The sequence below is a fragment of the Xanthomonas sp. JL1 genome (assembly GCF_038405005.1).
Window position 1 is genome coordinate 20,593 of record NZ_JBBYGR010000054.1, and the last position, 22,347, is coordinate 42,939.

19 protein-coding genes and 2 other RNA genes are annotated in these 22,347 nt (G+C 64.5%); 14 read left to right on the forward strand and 7 right to left on the reverse strand.

From position 1 onward, the window contains the following. From WJW29_RS12870 to WJW29_RS12890, 5 genes are all read left to right on the forward strand, one after another. Positions 1-843, forward strand: coding sequence for a class I SAM-dependent methyltransferase (locus WJW29_RS12870; protein ID WP_011259553.1), 843 nt, complete (start codon positions 1-3; stop codon positions 841-843). 12 nt (positions 844-855) lie between these two features. After that, positions 856-2,091 carry an amidohydrolase family protein gene (locus WJW29_RS12875; protein ID WP_027703449.1) on the forward strand — a complete coding sequence of 412 codons (1,236 nt, stop codon included), beginning with the start codon at positions 856-858 and terminating at the stop codon, positions 2,089-2,091. Next, a complete protein-coding gene (locus WJW29_RS12880; protein ID WP_011408908.1) occupies positions 2,088-2,786 on the forward strand; it encodes a class I SAM-dependent methyltransferase in 699 nt (232 codons plus the stop codon). The genes WJW29_RS12875 and WJW29_RS12880 overlap by 4 nt, the downstream gene beginning before the upstream one ends. 121 nt (positions 2,787-2,907) lie before the next feature. Beyond that, entirely contained in the window at positions 2,908-4,038 is a 1,131-nt protein-coding gene (locus WJW29_RS12885; RefSeq protein ID WP_041182180.1) for a glycosyltransferase family 4 protein, read from the forward strand. After that, a complete protein-coding gene (locus WJW29_RS12890) occupies positions 4,035-5,147 on the forward strand; it encodes a glycosyltransferase family 4 protein (RefSeq protein WP_011259549.1) in 1,113 nt (370 codons plus the stop codon). Before WJW29_RS12885 ends, WJW29_RS12890 begins: the two co-directional genes overlap by 4 nt. A gap of 103 nt (positions 5,148-5,250) precedes the next feature. Here WJW29_RS12890 and WJW29_RS12895 read toward each other — a convergent pair whose 3' ends face one another. Both WJW29_RS12895 and WJW29_RS12900 read right to left on the reverse strand, forming a co-directional pair. After that, the gene (locus WJW29_RS12895) at positions 5,251-6,465 is read right to left on the reverse strand and encodes a nucleotidyltransferase family protein (RefSeq protein WP_011259548.1); all 1,215 of its coding nucleotides are present in this window, start codon (positions 6,463-6,465) and stop codon (positions 5,251-5,253) included. Between the two features lie 89 nt (positions 6,466-6,554). Beyond that, positions 6,555-8,075 carry a radical SAM protein gene (locus WJW29_RS12900; RefSeq protein WP_012444533.1) on the reverse strand — a complete coding sequence of 507 codons (1,521 nt, stop codon included), beginning with the start codon at positions 8,073-8,075 and terminating at the stop codon, positions 6,555-6,557. Between the two features lie 132 nt (positions 8,076-8,207). Between WJW29_RS12900 and WJW29_RS12905 the strand changes: the two genes are divergently transcribed. The 3 genes from WJW29_RS12905 (at position 8,208) to WJW29_RS12915 (ending at position 11,272) form a co-directional block, all read left to right on the forward strand. Then, positions 8,208-9,266 carry a hypothetical protein gene (locus WJW29_RS12905; RefSeq protein WP_011408904.1) on the forward strand — a complete coding sequence of 353 codons (1,059 nt, stop codon included), beginning with the start codon at positions 8,208-8,210 and terminating at the stop codon, positions 9,264-9,266. 93 nt (positions 9,267-9,359) lie between these two features. Further along, positions 9,360-11,081, forward strand: a complete 1,722-nt coding sequence (locus WJW29_RS12910) for an ABC transporter ATP-binding protein (RefSeq protein ID WP_012444535.1) — start codon at positions 9,360-9,362, stop codon at positions 11,079-11,081. Between the two features lie 114 nt (positions 11,082-11,195). Beyond that, positions 11,196-11,272, forward strand: a non-coding RNA gene (locus tag WJW29_RS12915) — sX9 sRNA. A gap of 116 nt (positions 11,273-11,388) precedes the next feature. Here the strand turns inward: WJW29_RS12915 and WJW29_RS12920 are convergent. Together WJW29_RS12920 and WJW29_RS12925 are read right to left on the reverse strand one after the other, a co-directional pair. Then, positions 11,389-12,804, reverse strand: a complete 1,416-nt coding sequence (locus tag WJW29_RS12920) for an MFS transporter (RefSeq protein ID WP_011259544.1) — start codon at positions 12,802-12,804, stop codon at positions 11,389-11,391. A gap of 412 nt (positions 12,805-13,216) precedes the next feature. Continuing rightward, positions 13,217-13,293: non-coding RNA, sX9 sRNA (locus WJW29_RS12925), on the reverse strand. Positions 13,294-13,608: 315 nt separating this feature from the next. Between WJW29_RS12925 and WJW29_RS12930 the strand changes: the two genes are divergently transcribed. Beyond that, positions 13,609-14,610, forward strand: coding sequence for an LLM class flavin-dependent oxidoreductase (locus tag WJW29_RS12930; protein WP_011259543.1), 1,002 nt, complete (start codon positions 13,609-13,611; stop codon positions 14,608-14,610). Between the two features lie 60 nt (positions 14,611-14,670). Continuing rightward, the gene (locus tag WJW29_RS12935) at positions 14,671-15,171 is read left to right on the forward strand and encodes a pyridoxamine 5'-phosphate oxidase family protein (protein WP_011259542.1); all 501 of its coding nucleotides are present in this window, start codon (positions 14,671-14,673) and stop codon (positions 15,169-15,171) included. Between the two features lie 31 nt (positions 15,172-15,202). Here WJW29_RS12935 and WJW29_RS12940 read toward each other — a convergent pair whose 3' ends face one another. After that, positions 15,203-15,871 carry an exopolysaccharide biosynthesis protein gene (locus WJW29_RS12940; protein WP_011259541.1) on the reverse strand — a complete coding sequence of 223 codons (669 nt, stop codon included), beginning with the start codon at positions 15,869-15,871 and terminating at the stop codon, positions 15,203-15,205. Beyond that, complete coding sequence (locus tag WJW29_RS12945) at positions 15,855-17,195, reverse strand: hemolysin family protein (RefSeq protein WP_011259540.1); 1,341 nt, start codon at positions 17,193-17,195, stop codon at positions 15,855-15,857. The genes WJW29_RS12940 and WJW29_RS12945 overlap by 17 nt, the downstream gene beginning before the upstream one ends. A 272-nt stretch (positions 17,196-17,467) precedes the next feature. On the opposite strand from WJW29_RS12945, the gene WJW29_RS12950 reads away from it, so the two are divergent. The 3 genes from WJW29_RS12950 to WJW29_RS12960 all read left to right on the forward strand — a co-directional run bounded on the left by WJW29_RS12950 (position 17,468) and on the right by WJW29_RS12960 (position 20,069). Further along, the gene (locus WJW29_RS12950; RefSeq protein WP_012444540.1) at positions 17,468-18,094 is read left to right on the forward strand and encodes a DUF47 family protein; all 627 of its coding nucleotides are present in this window, start codon (positions 17,468-17,470) and stop codon (positions 18,092-18,094) included. Between the two features lie 9 nt (positions 18,095-18,103). Then, a complete protein-coding gene (locus tag WJW29_RS12955; RefSeq protein WP_011259538.1) occupies positions 18,104-19,231 on the forward strand; it encodes an inorganic phosphate transporter in 1,128 nt (375 codons plus the stop codon). A 76-nt stretch (positions 19,232-19,307) separates the two neighbouring features. After that, positions 19,308-20,069, forward strand: coding sequence for a YdcF family protein (locus tag WJW29_RS12960; protein WP_012444542.1), 762 nt, complete (start codon positions 19,308-19,310; stop codon positions 20,067-20,069). Positions 20,070-20,126: 57 nt separating this feature from the next. Here the strand turns inward: WJW29_RS12960 and WJW29_RS12965 are convergent, their stop codons facing one another. Then, positions 20,127-21,635 (reverse strand): S10 family peptidase, encoded by a 1,509-nt coding sequence (locus WJW29_RS12965; RefSeq protein WP_011259536.1) that lies wholly within the window; start codon positions 21,633-21,635, stop codon positions 20,127-20,129. Positions 21,636-22,047: 412 nt separating this feature from the next. Between WJW29_RS12965 and WJW29_RS12970 the strand changes: the two genes are divergently transcribed. After that, positions 22,048-22,347 (forward strand): IS5 family transposase (locus WJW29_RS12970; protein WP_054061577.1); only part of this gene is annotated, 300 nt, incomplete at its 3' end.

A 22,347-nucleotide genomic window follows, 5' to 3' on the forward strand; every position in this document is an offset into this window, starting at 1 on the left:
ATGTCGTCACTCAATGAGCATGCGGCGCGGGGCGGCACGGTGGCGCCCGAGCAACTGTTGGAAACGCAACGCGCGTTCGACAGCGTGGCTCCCGACTACGATGGCCCGCGTGGCAACAACGCGCTGATCCAGCGCATGCGCACCACATTGTGGGACACGGTGGCTGCCGCGCTGCCGGTGGGGTCGCGGCTGATCGATCTGGGCTGCGGTACCGGTCTGGACGCTGGCGAATTCGCACGTCGCGGGTATTCCGTACTGGCCACCGACTGGTCGCCGGCCATGGTCGAGCGCACCCGCCACCGCGCGGCGACTCAGGGTCTGGAAGAGCGCCTCACCGCCGCGCATGTCGGCATCCAGCAGCTCGATCGGCTGGAAGGCAGCTTCGATGGCATGTATTCCAACTTCGGCCCGCTCAATTGCGCGCCGGATCTGCCGGCCGTCGCCGCCGAATGCGCACGACTGCTGCGTGCCGATGGCTGCCTGGTGTTTTCCGTGATCGGGCGGATCTGCCCGTGGGAGATCGGCCATTACGCCTTGCGTGGGCGCTTCAAACGCGCGGCGGTGCGAGCCGCCAAGGGGGCAATTGCGGTGGGCATGAACGGCCACACCATCTGGACCTGGTACCACCTGCCGCGCGAGTTCTACCGCGCGTTCGAAAAGCATTTCGTGCTGGAAGATTACCGCGCATTGAGCCTGTTCCTGCCGCCGCCGTATCTGGTGGATTTCTGCGAGCGCAATCCGCGCCTGTCCGAGCGCCTGGGGCGCTGCGACGATCGGCTGGGTGGGTTGCCGCTGCTACGCGACATGGGCGATCACTTTCTGATCGTGATGCGCAAGCGCTGAGTGGAGGCGCCGATGGCCATGGCCGATGTCTGCCTGCAGGGCGCGCGCGCGATGACAGCAGCGGGTGCGTCGCGCACCGCAGTGACCATCCGCGCGGGGCGCTTCGGTGGCACGCCCGGCACCGGCACCTTGCGCCTGGATCTGCAGGGGCATGTGCTGGCACCGGGCTTGATCAATGCGCACGAGCACCTGCAGGTCAACTGCGTGCCGCCGCTGCCGCAGGCCGCGCCGTTCGCCAACAGCTATGCGTGGATCGAGGCATTTCATGCGCATTTTCAGCACCCGGATGTTGCCGCCGCACTGCGCGTGCCCAAGGCGGTACGGCTGCGCCATGGGGGCTTGAAGAACCTGTTGGCCGGCGTCACCTGCGTGGCGCAGCACGACCCATGGCACGCCACGCTGGATGAAGCGCATTTCCCGGTGAGCGTGCTGCGCGCGTTCGGCTGGAGCTACGCGCTGGGCTGGACAGGCTATGGCCCGCCGGTGCAAGGCAGTTTCGCCGCAACCCCGGCTACGCATCCGTGGATGATTCATCTGGCCGAAGGCACCGACGCCGTAGCGCGTGCTGAGCTCGAGGAACTCGACCGGCTCGGTTGCCTGGCCGCCAACACGGTGTTGATCCACGGCGTGGGCATGAGCGAGCCGGATATCGAGCGGGTGATTGCGCGTGGTGCCGCCGTCGTGTGGTGCCCGTCCAGCAATCAGGCACTGCTTGGCCGCACGCTGGACCCGTGGCGCTTGTGCATGGCCGGCCGGCTGGCGCTGGGCAGCGATTCACGCATCAGCGGCGCACGCGACCTGCTGGAAGAACTGCGCATCGCCAGCGCGAGCGGGCTGGCGCGAGATCTGTTGCTTGGCCTGGCCACCAGTGAGTCTGCGCGCATTTTGCGCATGACCACGCGTGGACGTATTGCACCCGACGCCACCGCGGATTTGCTGATCGTGCGCGACCGTGGAGGCGAGCCCGCCAGCAGCATCATCGGTTGCGAGCGCAGCGACTTGCGTGCGGTCATCCGCGATGGCAAACCGCGCATCGCCGATCCGGATTTTGCGCCGTGGTTCGAGGCGGCCGGCATCTCGACGGTGCAAGTATTGCTGGATGGGCGGCCCAAACTCCTTGATGCCACGCTCGCAGACCCGGCGGTACTCGCGCTCGAACCCGGCCTGCAGTGCGTATCGCTGGAGCAACCGGCGCAGACCATCGCGCAGGTTGCGCGTGCGCTGGCTGCCGATGGAGCATTTTCGTGAGCGCAGTGCCGGTCCTCGAACCCGCCGCGGCATATGCGCTGTGGGCGCAGGCGTATCCGCCGCACGCGCACAACCCGGTGATGCTGGCCGAAGAACGCGCCATGCTCGACTTGATGCCGGCCAGCCTGCAGGGCCAGCACGTGCTGGACGCCGGTTGCGGCAGCGGCCGCTACATGCTGCACGCATTGCGCCGCGGCGCAAGGCATGTCACCGGTGTCGATCTGTCGCCGCAGATGCTGCAACGTGCCGGCGCCGAGCTGGCGCAGGAGTGGCAGGCCGCGCGGATTGGCTTGCAACAAGGCAGGCTGGATCAGTTGCCGATGCCCGATGCGGTAGCCGACCTCAGCGTGTGCGGTCTGGTGGTGGGGCATCTGCAACGGCTGTGGCCCGCCCTGGAAGAACTGCATCGCGTCACCCGCGTCGGCGGCATCGTGCTGTGCAGCGACGTGCATCCGATCGGCCACGCGCTGGGCTGGCGACGCGATTTCAAAGCGGACCGGCAGCACTACGCTGTGCGGCATACGCAACATCTCTACAGCCACTGGCATTCGGCGTGCACCGCACTCGGCTTCGCAATCGAAGCCGTTGCCGAGCCGATGCTGGACCCTGCGGATATTCCGGCCGGTGCGCGTTTCGACCAGACGGCGTTGCAGGTGCCGGTTGCGCTGGTGCTGCGGCTGCGACGCGTCGCGTGAGCAAGATGTTGCACGCGGCATCGGCTGTCTGTGACGTAGACGCTGCCCGTCAGTGGCACGCTACGAGCGCAGCGCATTGCGGCGAGGTTGCGTTAGTCGACGTGCAAGCGCTGTCGACGACATGAGCCTGCACGTCGCACAGCTGAATCTGGTTCCCACACCCGATGGTCTGAGTGCGGAGCAGGTGTTCGCGCACTGGCCAACGCTGGCCGACATTGCCGAGGCCGTCGCCAGCGCGGGGGTGCGTGTGTCGGTCATCCAGGAATCTGCCTTGAACACCCAGCTGCGCCGGCAGGGCGTGCACTACCGCTTTGCCGATCTGCAACAGCGTGGCAGCGCACCTCGTGCGCGCACGCTTGCCGCGTTGGTGCGCGAGATCGAGGCGGATGTCCTGCATGTGCACGGCCTGGAGTTCGCTGGTGATGCGCGGCGTCTGGAACGCCTGCTGCCGCATGTGCCGATCCTGCTGCAGGATCACGCCAACCGACCGCCGCGCTGTTGGAGCAGAAGCCGATGGCGCGCCCGCTATGCTGCCGCGGCCGGCATTGCGTTCACCTCGCTGGAGCTGGCGCAGCCGTTCACGCGCGCACGGCTGTTTCGCAGCAGCACGCAGTTGTTTGCGATCCCCGAATCGAGCAGCCGCTTTACGCCGGGCGATCGGTTGCAGGCACGCGAGCAGACGCGCTTGCACGGCGATCCGTGTGTGTTGTGGATCGGGCATTTAAGCCCAGCCAAGGACCCGCTTTGCGTGCTCGACGCGGTAGCCATGGCTGCGCGCATGGTGCCCGGCTTGCGGTTGTGGTGCGTGTTCGACCAGGCACCGCTGATGGAGCAGGTGCAGCAGCGCCTGCGCGAAAACCCGCAGCTGGCGAAGTGCGTGCATTTGCTGGGCAAGGTCGAGCATGCGCGCGTGCAGGAACTGTTGCGCGCGGCCGACATCTTCGTTTCTGCCAGCCACGCAGAAAGCTGCGGGTATGCCGCATTGGAAGCCTACGCCTGCGGTTGCCTGCCGCTACTTAGTGCAATTCCGTCGTTCCGTGCGCTTAGCGATGACGGCGCAGTGGGCGAGTTGTGGTCGGTAGGCGATGCATCGGCACTGTCGGAACTGTTGCTACGCGTCTCGCGGCAGCGTCCCTCACGCACTCAGGTGCGCGCGCACTTCGACGCGCGCCTGTCGTTTGCCGCAGTGGGCCAGCGCTGGGTGCAGGCCTACATGCAATTGCGCGCTGCCGCGCCGGGGCCCAGCGCATGAAACTGGCACTGGTGGTCCCGGGTGGTGTGGATCGCAGCGGGGAAGTCCGCGTGATACCGGTATTTCTGACCTTGATCGAGTGGCTGGCACGCAGTCACGAGGTGCACGTCTTCGTGCTGCACCAAGAGCCGCTGCCCGCCACCTGGAGCCTGCGCGGCGCAAAGGTGCATAACATCGGCGCTCACCGTACAAGGCTACGTGCGATCGCTGCCATCGGCGATGAACACCGGCGTGCGTCGTTCGATGTGATCCAGGCCATTTTTTCGGGCTATTGCAGCTTGATCGCGGTGACCGCTGCCCAGTTGTTGCGCTGTCCCAGCGTGGTGCATATCGCTGGCGGCGAGCTGGTCGCGTTGCATCGCATCGGCTACGGCGGCCGCCGGCGTTGGCGCGGGCGTCTGCGCGAGGCAGTGATCCTGCGGCTTGCCGATCAGGTGACGGCTGCAAGCGCGCCCATTATCGAGTCGTTGCAAGCGCTCGGCATCGCGGCGCAACGCGTGCCGCTGGGCGTGGATCTGCGCGCCTGGCCACCGGTGGCGCCGCGGGCACGCACTGCATCCGTTGCGCGCTTGCTGCATGTCGCAAGCCTCAACCCGGTCAAGGATCAGACCACCTTGTTGCAGGCGATGGCCGCACTCACGCGCGCCGGTGTCGCCTTCACCCTGGACATGGTGGGCGTCGACACATTAGATGGCGCCATGCAATGTCTGGTGCGGCAACTCGGCTTGCAGCAACAGGTGCGTTTTCTCGGCTTCAAGACCCAGCGCGAGTTGCGCCCGATCATGCTGTCGGCCGACCTGCTGGTGATGTCTTCGCTGCACGAGGCCGGGCCGTTGGTGCTGTTGGAAGCTGCCGTTGCCGGTGTTCCGACGGTGGGCACTGCCGTCGGGCATTTGGTCGAATGGGCACCGATCTCGGCACTGGCAGTGCCACCGGGCGATTGGGCCGGGATGGCTGAGGCCATCCGTCAGGTGCTCGGCGACGACGAACTGCGTTTGCGTCTGGCCTGGGCGGCGCAGTGCCGCGCCGTCCGTGAAGACGCTGCATCGACGACGCGGTTGTTCGAGCAGGTGTATCGTCAGTTGTGTGAGCCGCAACAGCTGCGTTGAGTGCGCTGATGTGCGTGGTAACGCAGGGTGCGCTGTTGTCGGAGACCTTGCACTCGCTCTTTGAAGGCACAGTGTGGCGCGTGCCGCATCGTGAAATGTAATCTCACGCCGGCTGCAGATAGCCATCCAGCGCCGCACGCACCACGTACAACATGTCGGTGCGCGGCACTGGCCGAGTCAGGCGCGTTATTAGACGTCGCGCCTGGGTCTGCCGCAGCCACGGCTGATCCTGCAGCCATAACTGGGTCTGCAGCATGTCTGCGCGTTCCTTGCGGCTTTCTGCCGAAGGCACCACGCGGTTGTGCAGATACTGCCGCGCCTCGCCAAACGAACGCGACCATTCAATCCCAGGCAACGCCGACAGCCACAGGTGGGAGCACGATGCGGCGGTGAGCGTTTGCCGTGCCGCGCTCAGGCGCAGCAGCGCAGGACAGACCCCATGCAGGCGTGCCATCAGCGCAGCCGGGACCACTGCGCGGTAATAACGCTGCAGCAACAGCAATGGCGGCAGCGCCCACCACGGTGGCATGGAGGCGTCTTCCCACAATTCTTCCCAATCGCGCGGACCCATGCGCGTGGCCAGCAAGGCAAGATCATGCAAATGCATCAGGCGAATACTGCGGTGACAGATACCGCCGGCCGCGTGCAGCAGCAAGTGACACATCAATGCACCGATGGACGGATAGGGGTTCAAACCCGGTTGCGGGCGCTCCGGCCGGATCCGGGCAGTGATCTCCACACTGCGCACCGGCAAACGTTCCTGGATGCGCGTATGCAACTCGATATTGATCGGCGCATCGCGGTGTTCGCCCAACCCGGCAACAGCCTCGCCCTGCATCGGCTTGAACACCTGATGCTTCCATTGTTCGAAAGAAGCGACATAACCGAGTTCGCACAACAGCGTGGCCGCCGCAGGCGCGTCTTCCGGCTCCACCAGCAGATCGATATCGGCCATTGGGCGGTCGCCGGGCAGATACACGCCCAGTCGATGCAGCGCAGTGCCTTTCAGGCCCACCAGTGCGATGCCGGCACCGCGCGCAGCGGCATCGATACGGGTCAGCAACAGCGCGATGCGCCGATGGCGGTCTTCGACATGGCCACGCTGCTCGCTCAGGAAGGTGTTCCATTCGGCGTTCTGCCACAACGAGCGGCGCTGCAGCAGCGGCGACACGCCATGTGCCGCCGCTGCCGCCGCCGCCAGCTGCCATTGCAGCCGGTCCCATTGCGGCAATGCATCGCCCGGCTGGGCCAGCTCCTGCGCCAGCCGCTCAGTCGCGGTGTACAGGCAGTGCTTGATAATGCGAAGGGAGGGCTGCATGCGTGTGGTCCGGTCAGGCGAAACGATGGAGGAAACAACGTGAGAGCAGGCGAGGGCTAGCGCACCAGTACGGTGGCCAATTGCCGTGGCTAACGCGCAGCACAGTGGATCAGCGGCTCGGTGCGGTGCTGACCTTCGCTGGCGATCAAGGCGGACCAGCGTGCTTCCAGCTGTTCCGATGCCTGCGCAAATGCACTGGCCGTCATCGTGGCGCGTGCGTGTTGTAGATCGACCTGCGTGTGCAACAGATCGCGCACGCTGCGGTAGAACTCGGAATCGTAAGCGCCACGGAACATCATCGCCAGGTCGTCGCTATCCTGCCAATGGGTTTTGCTGCCGAGCTGATTTTTCACTTCTTCGTAGAATTTTGTGCCTGGCAGGGGATACGACACACTGACGCCGATGATGTCCGGATTGGCCTGCGTTACCAGTGCTCGCGTGGCCAGAATGTCGTCGAGCTCTTCGCCCAGATAGCCGAGCTGGATAAAGAAACCTACGCGGATGCCCTGCGCACCCAGGCGCTCACGCGCAGCGATCACTTCACCAACCTGCGTTCCCTTGGTCATCTTGTCGAGAATGCGTTGGCTGCCGCTTTCGGCACCGATCCAGGCTTCCATGCAACCAGCGCGAGCCAGCGCTGCGGCCATGCGTTCGCTGGCAAGGTCGGCGCGGGTCTGGATGGTGAAGGGAATCGCGCCATCGGCATCGCTCAACCGCTGCGCAAACGTCTCCACCCAATCGATGTGGAAGCCGAAGATGTCATCGGCCATCCAGATATGGTCGGGCTGAAAACGGCGTTTGAGGTGAATCATTTCCGTGGCCACCTCTTCGGCGCCGCGGCGCTTGTAGTGATTGCCCCAGATCGGCTTGGCGCACCAGTTGCAACGGAACGGACAGCCGCGCGAGGCCGCCATGTTCAGGCTGGAGTAGCCATGCCGTTGCTGCCAGAAGCGCTGGTAACGCGGCATGTCGACCAGATCCCATGCCGGCAGGCCGCTCAGGCGTGCGTCCGGCGGTTGCGCGCCGGGATGCACACGCGCAACCGCAGGTTGGCTGGTGGCAATCTGCGCCACGCCTGCCAGCCATTGATCGGTGGCGATGTCCGGCTGCGCTTCGACGCGCGCAAGCAAGGTGATCAACGGGGCGATGCCTTCACCGATCAACACCGCATGCGCGCCTGCAGCCAGGAAGACATCCGGGTTGTCGGAGGCATCCGAGCCTGCCACCAACACGCGGCAACCGGCCGCGCGGGCTTGCCCGATCATGCGGCATGCAGCGTCCCGCATGCGGCTCAGGCACATCTTGGTGAGGAAGTTGAAGTTGTCTTCGTAGAACACCACCAGATCCGGCTGCGCCGCACGCAGGGCAGGGGTGTAGTCCTCCACATCGTCGGCCAGCATCGCATCGAACAGACTCAACGCATGCCCGCGTTCGCGCAGCAGCGCAGCGATCTGCAGCGTGGCCAATGGGGGATAGGGCTTGCCGCGCTCCCATTGCTTGGGGTCGTAACGCAGGAAATACGAATGACTGACCTGGATATTTAGCATCTGCACAAGGCTCTCGTTCTGTCGCCAGGTGAGCGCAGCGGCGGCGTGCGCGGACACCGGCATTCGGCTCGGCAGTAGGTGCGCACGCGGGCGCCTTTGGTTGCGTAGCGTTGTGCGCAGGCACGGCAACAGGTGATGCAACCTTTCGCTAGAGAAGCGACACACACCGGCTGATTCAGTGCATTGGATACAGGCATGCCGCAGTCGGCCACATGGGCGCAACACACGCCGTTGAGCGGTGGCACAACGGCTATCGCAACTGGGGCTGCAGTGGCGGAAGATCCGTTCGGCGAACAGCGTCCACGGCGCTTGACCGTGCGTCGGCAGATTCTTGGCGCGCTGTTCCACTTTCAAAGCGATAGCGAAGCGCTACTGGCACTGGTCGATGCTGCCTATGCCGGCTTGCCCGCGCATCGCTTGCCGGGCGCGCCGGAATTTCATGTCACGCTGGACCTGCTGCCGCGTGCGCCCGGCAGCATCGATGCAGAACCGCCGGCGGTACGCACGCACGCCAGTGGTGGCCTGTTGTGCGGCGTCATTGATGCCTGCAATTACCTGATGCTGTCGGTGCCGCAGCGCCACGCAATGCTGGTGGTGTCCGAAGACATGCTCGCCCACGCGTATCACCTGCGTTACGAGTTGATCGAATTTGCCGTGTTCCTGCTGGCCGCACGTGGCATCGGGCTGGTGCCGCTGCATGGCGCCTGCGTCGGTCAACGCGGCCGTAGCGTGTTGCTGCTTGGCGCCAGCGGTGCGGGCAAATCGACGCTGGCCTTGCACAGCCTGCTGCATGGCCTGGAGGTCCTCTCCGAAGACGGCGTGTTCGTGGCACCGGACAGCCTGCTTACCACCGGCGTCGCCAATTTCCTCCATTTGCGTGCCGCAGCGCTGGGCTTGGTCGACGCGCAGACGCGCGCCTGGATCAGCGCATCGCCGGTGATCCGGCGCCGCAGCAGCGTTGAGAAATTCGAGGTCGATATCCGCCATGGCCATGCGCATCTCGCGCCCAGGCCCATGCAGTTGCAGGCGGTGGTGATGTTGTCCAGGGTGCCGGCCAGCGTCTCGACGCAACGCCTGGTCGCGGTGCCGAACGAGCAGGTCGCAGCCTGCCTGGCCCACGATCAACCCTATGCCACCGGTCAGCCCGGCTGGCAGCGGTTTGTGGAACAAGTGCAGCGCATCGGCATGTTCACGCTGCACCGTGGCACGCATCCGCAAGCGTCGGTGGATGCGTTGCTGCAGCTATTGCAATGAGCCGTTTCATGCAAGCGCACTACAGAGGCAATGGCCCGAAGGCTTTGGCAGCGTGGCGGAGACTGCATGTTACGCGCGGCTGAGCGGTGGGCGATGACTGCGCAGCAGCGCATGCGCACCGTGCTGCATCACTTCGTGAGCACCCTGGTGCCGGCAGACATGCCGACGATTGCACTTTACGTCGCGTTATCGTTGGCCGCCGCATTGGTCGGCAGCATCGTGGCGGTGTGCCTGCTGCCGCTGGTGCAGCCCGGCCATGGCGTGCAACTGGCTGGCTATCGCTTGGCATTACCGGGCGGACTAGCCATGCAGGCAGGCATGTTTGTGGGGGTGAGCCTGCTGTTTGCCGCATTGCGCTGGCAGAGCGCACGGCTGGCCGCACGCTTGACCAGCCGCTATGCCATCGGCCTGCGCGGACGCGTGCATGCGGCACTGATCGACGCGCCATTGCCTGCCTTGTCCGGTGCCAGCTCGGCAGAAATCGCCAATGTGCTCACCTACAACATCGAGATCGCCACGCAAGGCTTTAGCGCGGTGCTGCAGCTGTTGGTCGCGGCGATCACTGCGCTGGTGAGCGTGTGCATCGCGGTGCTGATCGCCCCTGCGCTGTTGATCGCCACACCGCTGCTGGCGGTTCTGGCGTGCTTGGGCGTGCGTATGTCCAGCAGCGATGCACAGGCGCGCATCAGCCGTGCCTATGTGGCGGACATGACGCAGCTGTTCTGGCTGAGCGAAGATTTTCCGCGTCGTTTGCGCCACGTGCGTTCGTTTCAGCGCGAAAACGTCGAGAGCACGCATTACGAACGCATTTCGGCGCGATTGGGGCACGGGTATGCGCAACAGCAGGAACTGGTTGCCGGCAGTCGACTGCTGCTCGAGCTCACTGCGGTGGTCGCCATCGCCGGCATTCTGGTGTTGGCCAATCGCTGGCAGGGTGCCGATCGCGCCGCGCTGATCACCGTCAGTCTGTTGCTGGGCCGTTTGCTGCCGTACCTGGTCACCACGCGGCAAAGCGTGCAGCAATTGCGTTCGGCATGGCCGGCGCTGCAGCTGTGGCGCCGCTATGTGGACCTTGGCGTTGCGCGTGCACATGCGCCGGAACAAACGGCCGAGCCACTGCCGGCCACACTGCATATCGAACACATCGGGCTGGCGTCGCCGTTACCCCAGCTCGCGCTCGAGTCGATGTGGCTGGTGCCAGGTCAGATGATGCTAGTGGTCGGCGCCTCCGGCGTGGGGAAGAGCAGTCTGATGGATGTGCTTTCCGGTCAGACACCGCCGGCGCAGTTCGTTGCGCACATGTGCGGGCGCCGGCTGACGTTTTCCGCGTATCGACATCTGGTGCGACACAGCGCCTACATCGGCCAAGGCGTACGGCCGTGGCAGCGCACGGTGCGCGATTGCCTGCAGTGGGTGCTGCCCGGAGCTTCCGATGCACGCATGTGGGAGGTGCTGGCCGACGTTGGCCTGTGTTCGCGGCTGCAGCGCGATGCGCAAGGCCTGGACACGCCGATCGACGCGCAGGACGGGCGCCTGTCCGGCGGCGAATCGCAACGCCTGTTGCTGGCGCAGGTGCTGCTGCGTCGGCCGACCCTGGCGGTGTTGGACGAAGCCACTAGCGCGCTGGACGCCGATGCGGAACATCAGGTGCTAAGCACCTTGCGCGCGCGTCTGCCGACTACCGTGCTGTTGGTGGTTTCGCATCGCACCAGCTTGGCCGCCGTGGCGGATCGCACGGTGAACCTGAATGGTACGCCTGTTCGGCGGATGCATATGAGTTCGTCGGAAATGGCCACACCGTACGACGTGCGCTAGGCGCGTGACACGCTGGCGGGTCGGTCGCTCCGCAAGTCGCTGACAACACTTGGAGCGACTAACAACACGACTGCGCTCACCGCCAGGCGGGCGCGGACGGTGCTCGGGATCGGCATGGACCACGCGTGCACTGCGGTTCTGAGCGCGCCGTCCGCGCCCACCTGACAGCGGCTCGCTACGTGTTGTTAGCCGCTCTTTGCGCGCAATCATCAGGCTTGAGTCGAAGACACGCAGGCACCGGATGGGCCGGGTACGCGGCGCACCGGCTGCGCACGCCAGGCGCGCGCCTGGCACTGGGTTAGCCGTTTTAGCCCGCAATCTCTTCCAACGCCCGATTGCGCGTGCGTGGCCCGAACACGGCAATCACGCTCGCCACGATCGACATGCTGAGTGCGATGAAGGCCAGGACACCCTGGCTGCCGACTTGCGCAAGCAGCCAACCGATCAGCACGCTGCTGACTGCCGTGGACAGGCGGCTGAAGGAATAGCAGAAGCCCACCGCGCGCGCGCGCAAGCCGGTCGGGAACAGCTCGGCCTGATAGCCGTGATAGGCAAAGCTCATCCAGGCGTTGCAGAACGCAACCATCGCTCCGCACAGCACCATGCCGACAGCCTGATGCTGTAACGCGAACAGCCCACCGAATAGCACCGCGCCCAACGCCGATGCAGTGATCTGCCATTTGTTTTCCCAGCGCTGCGCAAACCGCAGCAACAGCAAGGGCGCCAGCGGGTAGGCCAGCGAGATCGCAAACGAATACGCCAGGCTTTTGGTCACCCCTGCCCCAGCACCCTGTGCCGAGATCAGCGCCGGCAGCCAGTTGCCGAAACCGAAGAAGCCGATGGCCTGAAACACATGGAAGACCACCAACATCCCGATGCGCGCGCGATACGGCGCGCGCCATAGCAGCGCTGTCGGCACGACGCCAGCAGGCAACGATGTGGCCGTCTGCGGCTCGGGCAATGGCGCACCCGCATCGCGCATGCAGCGCGCCTCCAGCTCGGTCACCACTGCATCCGCTTCCGCATGCCGGCCGTGTGCGGCCAGCCAGCGCGCCGATTCCTGTAAGCGGCTACGCAGCCACCAGATCGCCAGCGCAAACGCGCCGCTCAGCAACACCACACAGCGCCAGCCGCTCACACCCAATGGCGCATGTGGCACCAACAGCCAAGCGGTGAGCGCAACAGTGGGCACCGCCAAAAATTGCACGAAAAATGCAAACGCGAACGCCGCACTGCGCATGTGCCGCGGCACCAGTTCAGACAGATAGGTGTCGATGGTGACCAGCTCGATTCCCAGCCCGATACCGACCACAAAGCGCAGCACGATGACCCCGGCGGCGGTGCTCTGCAAGCCCATCGCCACGGTCGCGGCGGTGTACCAGATTAAGGCGAAGGTAAACACCGGACGACGCCCGAACCGGTCGGCGAACGGACTCAATAATGCGGCACCGACGAACAGCCCAAGGAAGGTGGCCGCCGCAAATGCGGCCTGATCGGACATGCCGAACACCCCGTCCGCACCGCTGGAAAAAATCCCATCGCGAATCAGCCCGGGGCTGATGTAGGCGGTCTGGAACAGGTCGTACAACTCGAAAAACCCGCCTAGTGCGAGCAACCCCACCAACCGCCAAAGCGTCGCGCTGGCCGGCAACCGATCGATCCGTGCCGCGATCTGTGCGGAAGGCGAGAGCTGTGCAAGGGCAGGCGGGGCATTCGGAGACATGGGCGAACAACCGCAGCAAGGGCATGGTCATCATAGCCAGCGTCCAGCTCCCACAGCGTCCGAGCTTCGTCGCGCAGTCAATGCGTTCGTCTCCGGGGCCGGGGGCGCCGAGTATCGCGCACGGAGCAGGTGCAATTCGCAATCTTCACCCGCAACATCAGCAGCCAGAAGGCGATCCGCCTGCACTGACCACCAACGTGCCCAGCGAAGAGCTCCTCTCCCCTCGGGGCGAGAAGGCACGGCCTTGCGCGCGATGAGCGCGCGTGCCTTGGAGCGTCCGTGCTGCAAGCGCGGGCCGGGGCGCGCAGCGGAGGTTGGGGTGAGGATGCCAGGGCACATGGTCCAGCAGGCCGCGGCTCACTCCGCTCTGCTGGCTGCCGCTCCAGTGCTCGCATGCGCAGACACTTAGAGCGGCTAACAACACGTCGCGAGCCGCTGTCAGGTGGGCGCACACGGCGCGCTCAGAACCGCAGTGGACGCGTGGTACATCCCGCACCGAGCACCGGCCGCGCCCGCCTGGCAGCTGCGCAGTCGTTTTGTTAGCCGCTCTTATATCGAAATGAGGCACTCGCAGAGACTGAGCGAACGCGACCACATCGTTACCGAAGCATCACCCAACCCGCAGACGCAATGCGCTCGCCCATCAGCAAGCTCAACAACGCAGCTACGGCTGGTCGTAGCCCACCAACCCAGCCGTTGTCCGACTGCTGGAATGCTGTAATCCCCCTCGCCACCAACCAAGCCGCTGGCAAACCTGCCAGACCAGCCCCATCTGTGGCCCATCAGTTTCTCCGGAGTCATCCGATGCCCCCCATTTCCGTGCTCGATCTGGCGCCAGTCTGCGAAGGCAGCGACACCACCCAGGCCTTCGCCAACATGCTCGATCTGGCCCAGCACGCCGAGCGCTGGGGCTATCAACGCTACTGGCTGGCCGAGCACCACAACATGCCGGGCATCGCCAGCGCCGCCACCGCCGTACTGATCGGCCATGTCGCCGGCGGCACCAAGACCATCCGTGTGGGCGCCGGCGGCATCATGTTGCCCAACCACACCCCGCTGCATGTGGCCGAACAATTCGGCACGCTGGCTTCGCTGTATCCGCAGCGCATCGACCTGGGCTTGGGCCGTGCACCCGGCACCGACCAGCCCACCGCACGCGCCTTGCGCCGCGATTTCGACAGCGCCGACCACTTCCCGCAGGACGTGGCCGACTTGATGCGCTATTTCGCGCCAGCGGTGCCAGGGCAGCTGGTGCAGGCCGTGCCCGGCGCCGGGCTGGAGGTGCCGGTGTGGTTGCTGGGGTCGAGCCTGTTCAGTGCACGCGTGGCGGCAGCGATGGGTTTGTCGTTTGCGTTTGCCTCGCATTTTGCGCCCGACGCGATGGACGAAGCGGTGGCAATCTATCGCCGCGAATTCCGCCCATCCACACAGCTTGCCACGCCGCACGTGATGCTGGCTTTGAACGTAGTGGCGGCCGACACCGAAGCGCAGGCACGCCGTTTGTTCACTAGCCAGCAGCAGAGCTTCGTCGATCTGCGTCGCGGCAAGCCGGGCAAGATTCCCGCGCCCATCGATGATATCGACAGCTTCTGGCAGCCGCATGAGCGCGCGGGTGTAGAGCGTGCACTGGCCTGCACGGTGCTTGGCGATGCTGAGCAGATCACCCAAGGCGTGGCTGATTTCATCGAGCGCCACACGCCGGACGAACTGTTGTTCACCGCCAACATCTACGACCACGCCGCGCGTTTGCGCTCCTTCGAAATCGCCGCTGCGGCATGCCGCGAGCTGGATGTGACTTTGGCGTGATTCACGTCGCTTTGCGCAACGATCCGCTGTGATGCATGCCCATCCATTGGGAAGATCAGCATGCAATTTCAGGCACGCAGCGAGAGCATCAAGCAGCTGGCCGAATTGATCCGCGGCGTGGACATCGCGATGTTCACGACCGTCTCGGCCGACGGCAAACTGGTGAGCCGCCCGCTGGGCACGCAGCAAGTCGAGTTCGATGGCGACCTGTGGTTCGCCACTGCTGCCGACAGCCCGAAAGTGACGGAAATCGCCGCCGATCCGCGCGTCAACGTGGCCTATGCCTTGGCATCGAAGAACACCTATGTCTCGGTGGCCGGCACTGCGCGCGTGGTTCACGACCGCGCCAAGATCGACGCACTGTGGTCGCCTGCCATGAAAATATTCTTCCCGGGCGGCAAGGACGACCCGAACCTGCGTTTGATCCACGTGCGCGCCGAATCGGCCGAATATTGGGATGGCCCCAGCGGGCTGCTCGGCAAGGCGCTGTACTTCGTGATGACGGCAGTGACTGACGATACCGCCAGCCTGTCGGATAACCGCGTGGTCGATCTGAAGTAACGGCGTCAGACACGCGCCGCACGCTTCGCGCTCAGCGCCAGGCGTCCGGCCACCAGTCGCGAATCAGGTCTACCAGCTGGTCGGAAGTGACGCCGAAGACGGCCACCGAGATCAGCGCGGCGGCCCAGCCCGCCAGCATCAGCGCGCCATCGCGCTCGAGCAGGGCCAGGGCAAATAGCAGCAGGATCAATCCGAAAAGATAGTTGGTGAACGGGATCGGCAGCGTCAGCAAACTGCCGATCAGTACCAGCAGCAGGCCGGTGAATACTTGCGCCGGCATCCTGTCCAGCATGCCGTGCAGACGCGGTTTGAGCAGGCGATCCAGGCGCTGCATTGTCGGCCCGAATGTGGAGACGAAACGCTGGCTGGTGCGACGGCGCGGCCCACGCTCGCCGATGAAGCGCGTTACCCACGGCTTGCGCAGGCAGCACATCATCTGCAGCCCGATCAGTATCGTCAGTGGTCCGCTGATGCCACCGGCAACGCCGGGAATCGGGATGAACGAGGGCAGGATCGCCAGAAACAAAAATACGCCGAAGGCGCTTTGTTGCAGATCGGCCAGGATCTGGCGGACACGTAACACCTGGTCCGGGTCTCTCTCGCTGAAGGCCGCCAGCAAGCTGCGAATGCGTTCGTTGCGGTAACGCATCTGCTCGCTGCTGTCGTGGCGCGGCGCGCTGCCGTCATCCGACGATGTCATCGCTGTCCTCGTCGCCCACTCGGCTCAACAGCAACTTATCCACGCGCGCACCATCCAGGTCGACGATTTCGATGCGCCAACCGGCCCAATCGAAGAATTCACCGGCCTGCGGAATGCGCCCGAAGTAATAAATGCACAGGCCCGCAAGCGTGTGGTAATCGCCTTCGTCGGCGTCCGGCAAATCGGCGCCCAGCACTTCGCGGAGTTCTTCCACCGGCAGCGAGCCGTCGATCAGCAGCGAGCCGTCGGCGCGCGTGATCACCAGCGCATCTTCGTCGGTGTTTTCCACCGCCTGCAAACGGCCGACCACCGCGCCCATCAGGTCGCTGATGGTCACCAATCCGCGGATCTCGCCATATTCGTCGACCACCAGTGCCATCGACTGCTGTTCTTCGCGAAAGATTTCCAGCAGCTTCATCGCATGCGTGGATTCGGACACGAATAACGTGTCGCGCAGCGCCTGGAAGAGATTCTCGCCGTGCCCGCCCATGCGCGTGACCAGCGATTTGACTTCCAGCACGCCTGCAATGTCCTGGTCGCTGCCGCGGTAGACCGGGTAGCGCGAAAATTCGTGCTCGCGCATCACCTGCAGATTGCGTTCCGGCTCGGCGTTGGCGTCCAGCCAGGCGATGCGGTTGCGCGGGGTCATCAGGCTGTCGGCGGTGCGGTCGCCCAGCCGCATCACGCGATTCATCATGTCGCGCTCGTGGGCGTCGATCACCCCGGCCTCGTGGCTTTCGGCCACCAGCATGCGGATCTCTTCTTCGGTGATCGATGCCGACTCGTTCTTGCCCATGCCCAACATGCGCAACACCAGCCGGGTGGAGCGCGCCAGCACCCACACGCCGGGCGCGGCAATCTTGGCCAGCCAGCCCATCGGTACTGCGACCACCCCTGCGACGTCTTCGGAATTGCGCAGCGCCAGCCGCTTGGGCACCAGCTCGCCGAAGATCAGCGTCAGGAAGGTGATCAGCGCCACTGCCAGGGTGCTGCCGATGACGACCGAATACGGACGCGGCTTGCCGACCAGTTCGAACGAGGCCGCCAGGGCCGGGAACACGCCCTGCAGCCAGCTGGCGATGGCCTCACCGATCGCTTCGCCCCCGAACACGCCGGTCAGGATGCCGATCAGGGTGATACCGATCTGCACCGTGGACAAAAAGTTTTCCGGGCTTTCGGCCAATGCCAGGGCCCGCGCAGCGCGTTTGCTCGAGCCGGCCATCTGCTTCAGGCGGCTCTTGCGCGAGGTCATCAACGACATCTCCGACATGGCGAAGAAGCCGTTCAACACAATCAGGGCGATGACGATCAGAAACTCAACCACGGGCGTCTTCCCCGGTCAGTGAAGGGGAGGGCTGGGGAGCACTGGGTGTGCCGGCGGGCGAACAGGCCGGGCGGCAACACGGGGGGATAGGGTCGTCTTCCATAGGGGGCGCCCAAAGGCGCGGGTCATGGTACCAAACCACAGGGTGGTTCGAGCCGGGAAATGCCGATGTGAAGGGCGGTTCCCGGCGTGAGATACCCAGAGAGGTCATGGAACGGTCATAATTCGCGCCCGGCGCCGTCTCTCCCTTGACGGCAGGAAGTTGTCCACCCATGTTCTCGTTGCAGACCATCTTCGGTTCCGGCAAGCAGTTCTATTGGCTTCTGAACGAAGCGGCGCAGGCTGCCTACGACAGCACCAATGCGTTGCACGCCATGATGCGCGAGTCCGACCGCCAACCCGCGCTGGATGCCTTCAAGCTGGCCCGCCTGCGCGAACGCGCCGCCTCCGACAAGATCGGCCAGGCGCTGGTGGACAGCTTCATGACCCCCATCGAGCGCGAAGACATCGAAGCGCTGGGCTCGGCGCTGTACAAGATTCCCAAGCAGGTCGAGAAATTCGCCGACCGCTATTCGCTGGCCACCAAGCACCTGGAACATATCGACTTCGCTCCGCGCGCCGCGATGCTGGAGCAGGCCGCCAGTGTGGTCGTGGAGATGGTGACATACCTGCCGCAGATGAACATCGATCGCGTGAGCGCGCTCAACGACAAGCTGCGCATGCTCGAAAACGAAGCCGACCGGCTGATGCTGGAGCTGTACCGCGACATCTATTCCGGCCGCCTGGACACGTTGCAGATGTTCCTGCTCAAGGAGTTCTTCGAGATTCTGGAAAAGGCCATCGACCGTTGCCGCGAGGCCGGTGTGGTGGTCTACCAGATCGTGCTGAAGAACAGCTGAGGTCGCCGCGTGCTTACCTTCGTTCTGGTTGTGATCCTGGCTGCGTTGGTGTTCGAGTTCATCAACGGCTTCCACGACACTGCCAACTCCATCGCCACTGTGGTCGCCACCAAGGTGCTCTCGCCAGGTTGGGCGGTGATGCTGGCCGCCGGAATGAACCTGATCGGCGCGCTGACCGGCACCGCGGTCGCGCTGACGATCGCCTCGGGCTTGCTCAACACCAATGTGGTCGACGTCACCCCCCAGGTGATTCTGTGCGCGTTGCTGGGCGGGATCATCTGGAACCTGGTCACCTGGTGGCAGGGCCTGCCGTCGTCGTCCTCGCACGCCTTGATCGGCGCCCTGTGCGGCGCTGGCCTGGCCGCGGCGCACAACAACTGGGACGCGCTGATCTGGTCGGAAAACATCGGCAACTGGGCCAAGAACAAGGGCCTGTTGTGGAAGGTGTTCGTGCCGATGATCACCTCGCCGATCGCCGGCTTCCTGCTCGGCATCGTGGTGATGCTGCTGCTGTGGGCGATCATCGCCGGCATGTCCAGGCTCGGTGGGCCGATCGGGCGGCTGGCGCGGCCGCGCTGGGTCAATGCGTTCTTCGGCAAGGCGCAGATTGCCTCGGCCGCCTACATGGGCTACGCCCACGGCCATAACGACGCGCAGAAGACCATGGGCATCATCGCGATGACCTTGATCGGCGCGCAGTCGGCCGGTGGGTTGGACGATCTGCCGAGCTGGCTGTCGTTCCTGCATCCGGGTACCGGCCTGGCGGCTGGCGCCGGCATCCCGATGTGGATCGTGCTGACCTGCGCGGTGGTGATGGCCGCCGGTACCGCCTCGGGCGGCTGGAAGATCATCAAGACGCTCGGCCACAAGATGGTCAAGCTGCATCCCATCCACGGTTTTGCCGCAGAAACCAGCTCGGCAACGGTGCTGACCGTGGCGGCGCATTTCGGTATGCCGGTTTCCACGACGCACAGCATTTCCACCGCCATCATGGGCGTGGGTTTTGCCAAGAACCCGCGGTCGCTGCGCCTGGGCGTGATCGAGCGCATCGTCTGGGCGTGGATTTTGACCATCCCGGCCGCTGGCGGCGTGGCGTACCTGATCCTGATGCTGTTCGAACTGTTCGGCTGGACCTGAGCTGTGTCGCGGTACGGTCACGCACCGTGGGCGCGCTGCGATTCTAACCGCCCGTTATGAATGAGATCCTTCCGCGATGATGCTGGCCCTGGTGTGCGTATTGTTCGGGTTCGCCTGGTTGATCGACCGCCTCGGATTGCGGCGCTTTTCCCGCGTGCTGGGTCTTACCAGTGTGTTGCTGGTGTTTGCGGTCGGTTGCGGCCCATTGCCTTCCTGGATGCTGCACCACCTGCAGCACACCGGGGTCAACGATTTCAACGCATGGGGTGCGCGCAACGTCATCGTGTTGCTCGGCGCCGGCACCGTGCGTCCGGAAGGGCGTGACGCGGTAGCCGAAGCCAACATGTTCGCCTATGGCCGCATCGTCGAGTCGGCGCGGCTGTATCAGCAATGTCGGCACAGCGGTGGCGATTGCAAGATCGAAATCAGCGGCGGCGATCCACGCGGGCTGGGGTTGTCTGAGGCGGTGGTGTATCGGCGTGTGTTGGTTGACCTGGCGATTCCGCAGGCGGACGTGATCATGGAGCCCTCAAGCATGAACACCTTGCAGAACGCGCAGTTCAGCCAGCCCCTGCTGCGCGCATACCGGCCCGATCGCATCGTGCTGGTGTCATCGGCCACGCATCTGTGCCGCGCCGAATTGTATTTCCGCCATTTCGGCATCGATGCCACGCCGGTGCGCGCGGATTGGCTGACTGCCACTTGGTCGATCCTGCCGCAGAGCTACAACTTCACCCTGGCCGATGTGGCGCTGCACGAATACCTGGGCATGGCGCGCTATCGGCTCTACCAATGGATGGGTTCGAACGTAAAAGCAACCGCGCCTGGCGCAGTGTAGGCGCCACGCTATTTCGCATCCATCGCCGGACGTTGAGACGTCCGGCGATGGATGCATTCAGCGCGTTTCGTACATCGCCTTGACGTCGTTGCGGAACGCACTCTGGCTGTCGGCGCGGTTGTAGAACATGTGGCCGCCCGGATATTCGCGTACCTGCACGCGTTTCGGGTCGCTGCCCATCGCCGGCATCTGATCCACCGTCAAGACCGAACCCATGAACGGGCAGGAGAGGTCGTTCCAGCCGTGCGCGATCAATACGCGCAACTTCGGATCGATCGCCACCGACTGACGCAGTTGGGTCACCGCACCCTTGCGCAGTTCGTCGTTCCAGTCCCAGAGTTTGTTGACGTCGTAGTTGAGCGCGCGATATTGCGCATCGATTTTCCAGCCGACCACGCGGGTGACGAAATCCACCATCGCGGTGGTGGTGGGCGCAATGATGCTGTCCAGCAGCGGGTCGTTGGCGCGTTGTTCGGCATCGTTGGGAAACGGGTCGAAGGCGGTCACGTTGGAGTCGTAACGGCTACCCAATTCGCCCTTGTCGCGAAACACCTCGCGCAGATACGCCTGGGTTTCCAGGCGCCCGCCGGAGCGCCGCACGTACGCCGGGTCCAGCCCGGTCATGCGGGTGACCTGCTGCAACATCGCTTCGGTCGCCTGCGGGTCGGTGCGTCCTTTCATCAGCGCCACCGCGTAGTCGCCGCGGGTGTAGTCGATCACCTGGCGCATCGCGCTGTCGCTGAGCTGGCCCTGGCGCTCCAGGTGCGCAGCAGTGATCGACGGCAATGTCAGCATCCATGCCAGGGGCGACACGTCGCTGTTGTCGTCCAGGGTCGGGTTGAGGTATGGCGACACCAGCACCACGCCGTTCATCGCCACGCCCAGCTGTGTCTGCAGGTAATGGGTAATGCGTGGGCCGCGGAAGCCGCCATAGCTTTCGCCGACCAGATACTTGCGTGCCTGCAGGCGGCGGTTCTTGAGCAGCCAGTCGTAGATTATCCGCGAGAGATATTCCACATCCGCCTGCGGGTTGTAGAACTGCTTCTTGGCATCGTCGTCGCCAATCAATGCGCGACTGAAGCCGGTGCCCACCGGGTCGATGAAGACCAGGTCGGTGAAGTCCAGCCACGTGCCCGGGTTGTCGCGCAGCGCGGCCGGTGCCGACGCGCTGTCGCCTTCGGTGCCGAAATCGACGATCTTCGGCCCGATCGCGCCCATGTTGAGATACACCGATGCGGCGCCCGGCCCACCGTTCAATGCGAACGTCACTGGACGGTCTTTGCCATCGACGGTGTAGGCGGTAAACACCACCTCGCCGGTGGTCTTGCCCTGTGCATCGCGCACCGGCAACGTGCCGACCGTGGCGGTGTAGCTCAGGCTACGGCCGGCCACGCGCGTGCTCTGACGCACGCTGGCATCGGCCGGCAGGGGCGCCTGTTTGGCGGCGGCATCGGATTTGGCGTCGCTTTTCGCATCGCTTTTATCGGCTGTATCTGGCGCATCGGCCAGCGCCGTTCCGCTGAGTAACACACAGGTCAGCAGGCAGGCACGGAGAAAGGAGGGCATGGGCATCGACGTCGGAGCAGGGGAGTGCCGATGCTAGGCCGCTGCAGAGTCCGGTGGATGTGCAGGAAGGCATGGATGGCGCGTTGACCGATGCGGCTTGCCTGGCCTGGAGCAGTGTGTGCCGCAGCAGGCAGCCGTCTGACTCAAGGGGGGGGGGGCGCAGTCCGCTGCAATCAGCATCGACGTCAAAGAAAATCGATAACACGCCCTTCTCAGATCGGGACATCGTCCTCCTTCACCGGGGAGGAAGGTGCTTCGCAGGGGCGGATGAGGGTACGGGCGAAGCTCTCGCAATGTTCAATTGCACAAGGCTTTGCCCGTACCCTCACGCCACCCCCTCTCCCGAGGGGAGGGGGGCTTTCAACGCCTAGAACCTGTTCACGATCTTATTCAAGCCGTGCAAACTCCACGAATGCGCGAGAAGAACGATCCAAGTGACGTGAGCCGTGAGCGGTTCGAGCAAATCCGCCCGATTCTGGAGCAAGCCCGCAAGCGCACCAAGCCTGTGACAGTGGATATGTATGAGGTGTGGTGCGCAGTGCTGTATCTGCTACGGACAGGTTGCCCGTGGCGTGCGTTGCCCAGTGACTTTCCGAAGTGGCGCACGGTGCATTCCTACTTTGCCAAGTGGAGCGAAGTGGACGATGAAGGAATGAGCCTGCTGGAGCGGGCGCTTAAAAAATCAGGTTGGCGCGGCCCGCGAGAAACAGGG

Coding starts and splice junctions, on each gene's coding strand:
- WJW29_RS12960 (WP_012444542.1), top strand. CDS start 19,308: ATGATGCTGGCCCTGGTGTGCGTATTGTTCGGGTTCGCCTGGTTGATC.
- WJW29_RS12935 (WP_011259542.1), top strand. CDS start 14,671: ATGCAATTTCAGGCACGCAGCGAGAGCATCAAGCAGCTGGCCGAATTG.
- WJW29_RS12900 (WP_012444533.1), bottom strand. CDS start 8,075: ATGCCGGTGTCCGCGCACGCCGCCGCTGCGCTCACCTGGCGACAGAAC.
- WJW29_RS12930 (WP_011259543.1), top strand. CDS start 13,609: ATGCCCCCCATTTCCGTGCTCGATCTGGCGCCAGTCTGCGAAGGCAGC.
- WJW29_RS12910 (WP_012444535.1), top strand. CDS start 9,360: ATGACTGCGCAGCAGCGCATGCGCACCGTGCTGCATCACTTCGTGAGC.
- WJW29_RS12940 (WP_011259541.1), bottom strand. CDS start 15,871: ATGACATCGTCGGATGACGGCAGCGCGCCGCGCCACGACAGCAGCGAG.
- WJW29_RS12920 (WP_011259544.1), bottom strand. CDS start 12,804: ATGTCTCCGAATGCCCCGCCTGCCCTTGCACAGCTCTCGCCTTCCGCA.
- WJW29_RS12885 (WP_041182180.1), top strand. CDS start 2,908: ATGAGCCTGCACGTCGCACAGCTGAATCTGGTTCCCACACCCGATGGT.
- WJW29_RS12875 (WP_027703449.1), top strand. CDS start 856: ATGGCCATGGCCGATGTCTGCCTGCAGGGCGCGCGCGCGATGACAGCA.
- WJW29_RS12870 (WP_011259553.1), top strand. CDS start 1: ATGTCGTCACTCAATGAGCATGCGGCGCGGGGCGGCACGGTGGCGCCC.
- WJW29_RS12905 (WP_011408904.1), top strand. CDS start 8,208: ATGCCGCAGTCGGCCACATGGGCGCAACACACGCCGTTGAGCGGTGGC.
- WJW29_RS12950 (WP_012444540.1), top strand. CDS start 17,468: ATGTTCTCGTTGCAGACCATCTTCGGTTCCGGCAAGCAGTTCTATTGG.
- WJW29_RS12890 (WP_011259549.1), top strand. CDS start 4,035: ATGAAACTGGCACTGGTGGTCCCGGGTGGTGTGGATCGCAGCGGGGAA.
- WJW29_RS12965 (WP_011259536.1), bottom strand. CDS start 21,635: ATGCCCTCCTTTCTCCGTGCCTGCCTGCTGACCTGTGTGTTACTCAGC.
- WJW29_RS12895 (WP_011259548.1), bottom strand. CDS start 6,465: ATGCAGCCCTCCCTTCGCATTATCAAGCACTGCCTGTACACCGCGACT.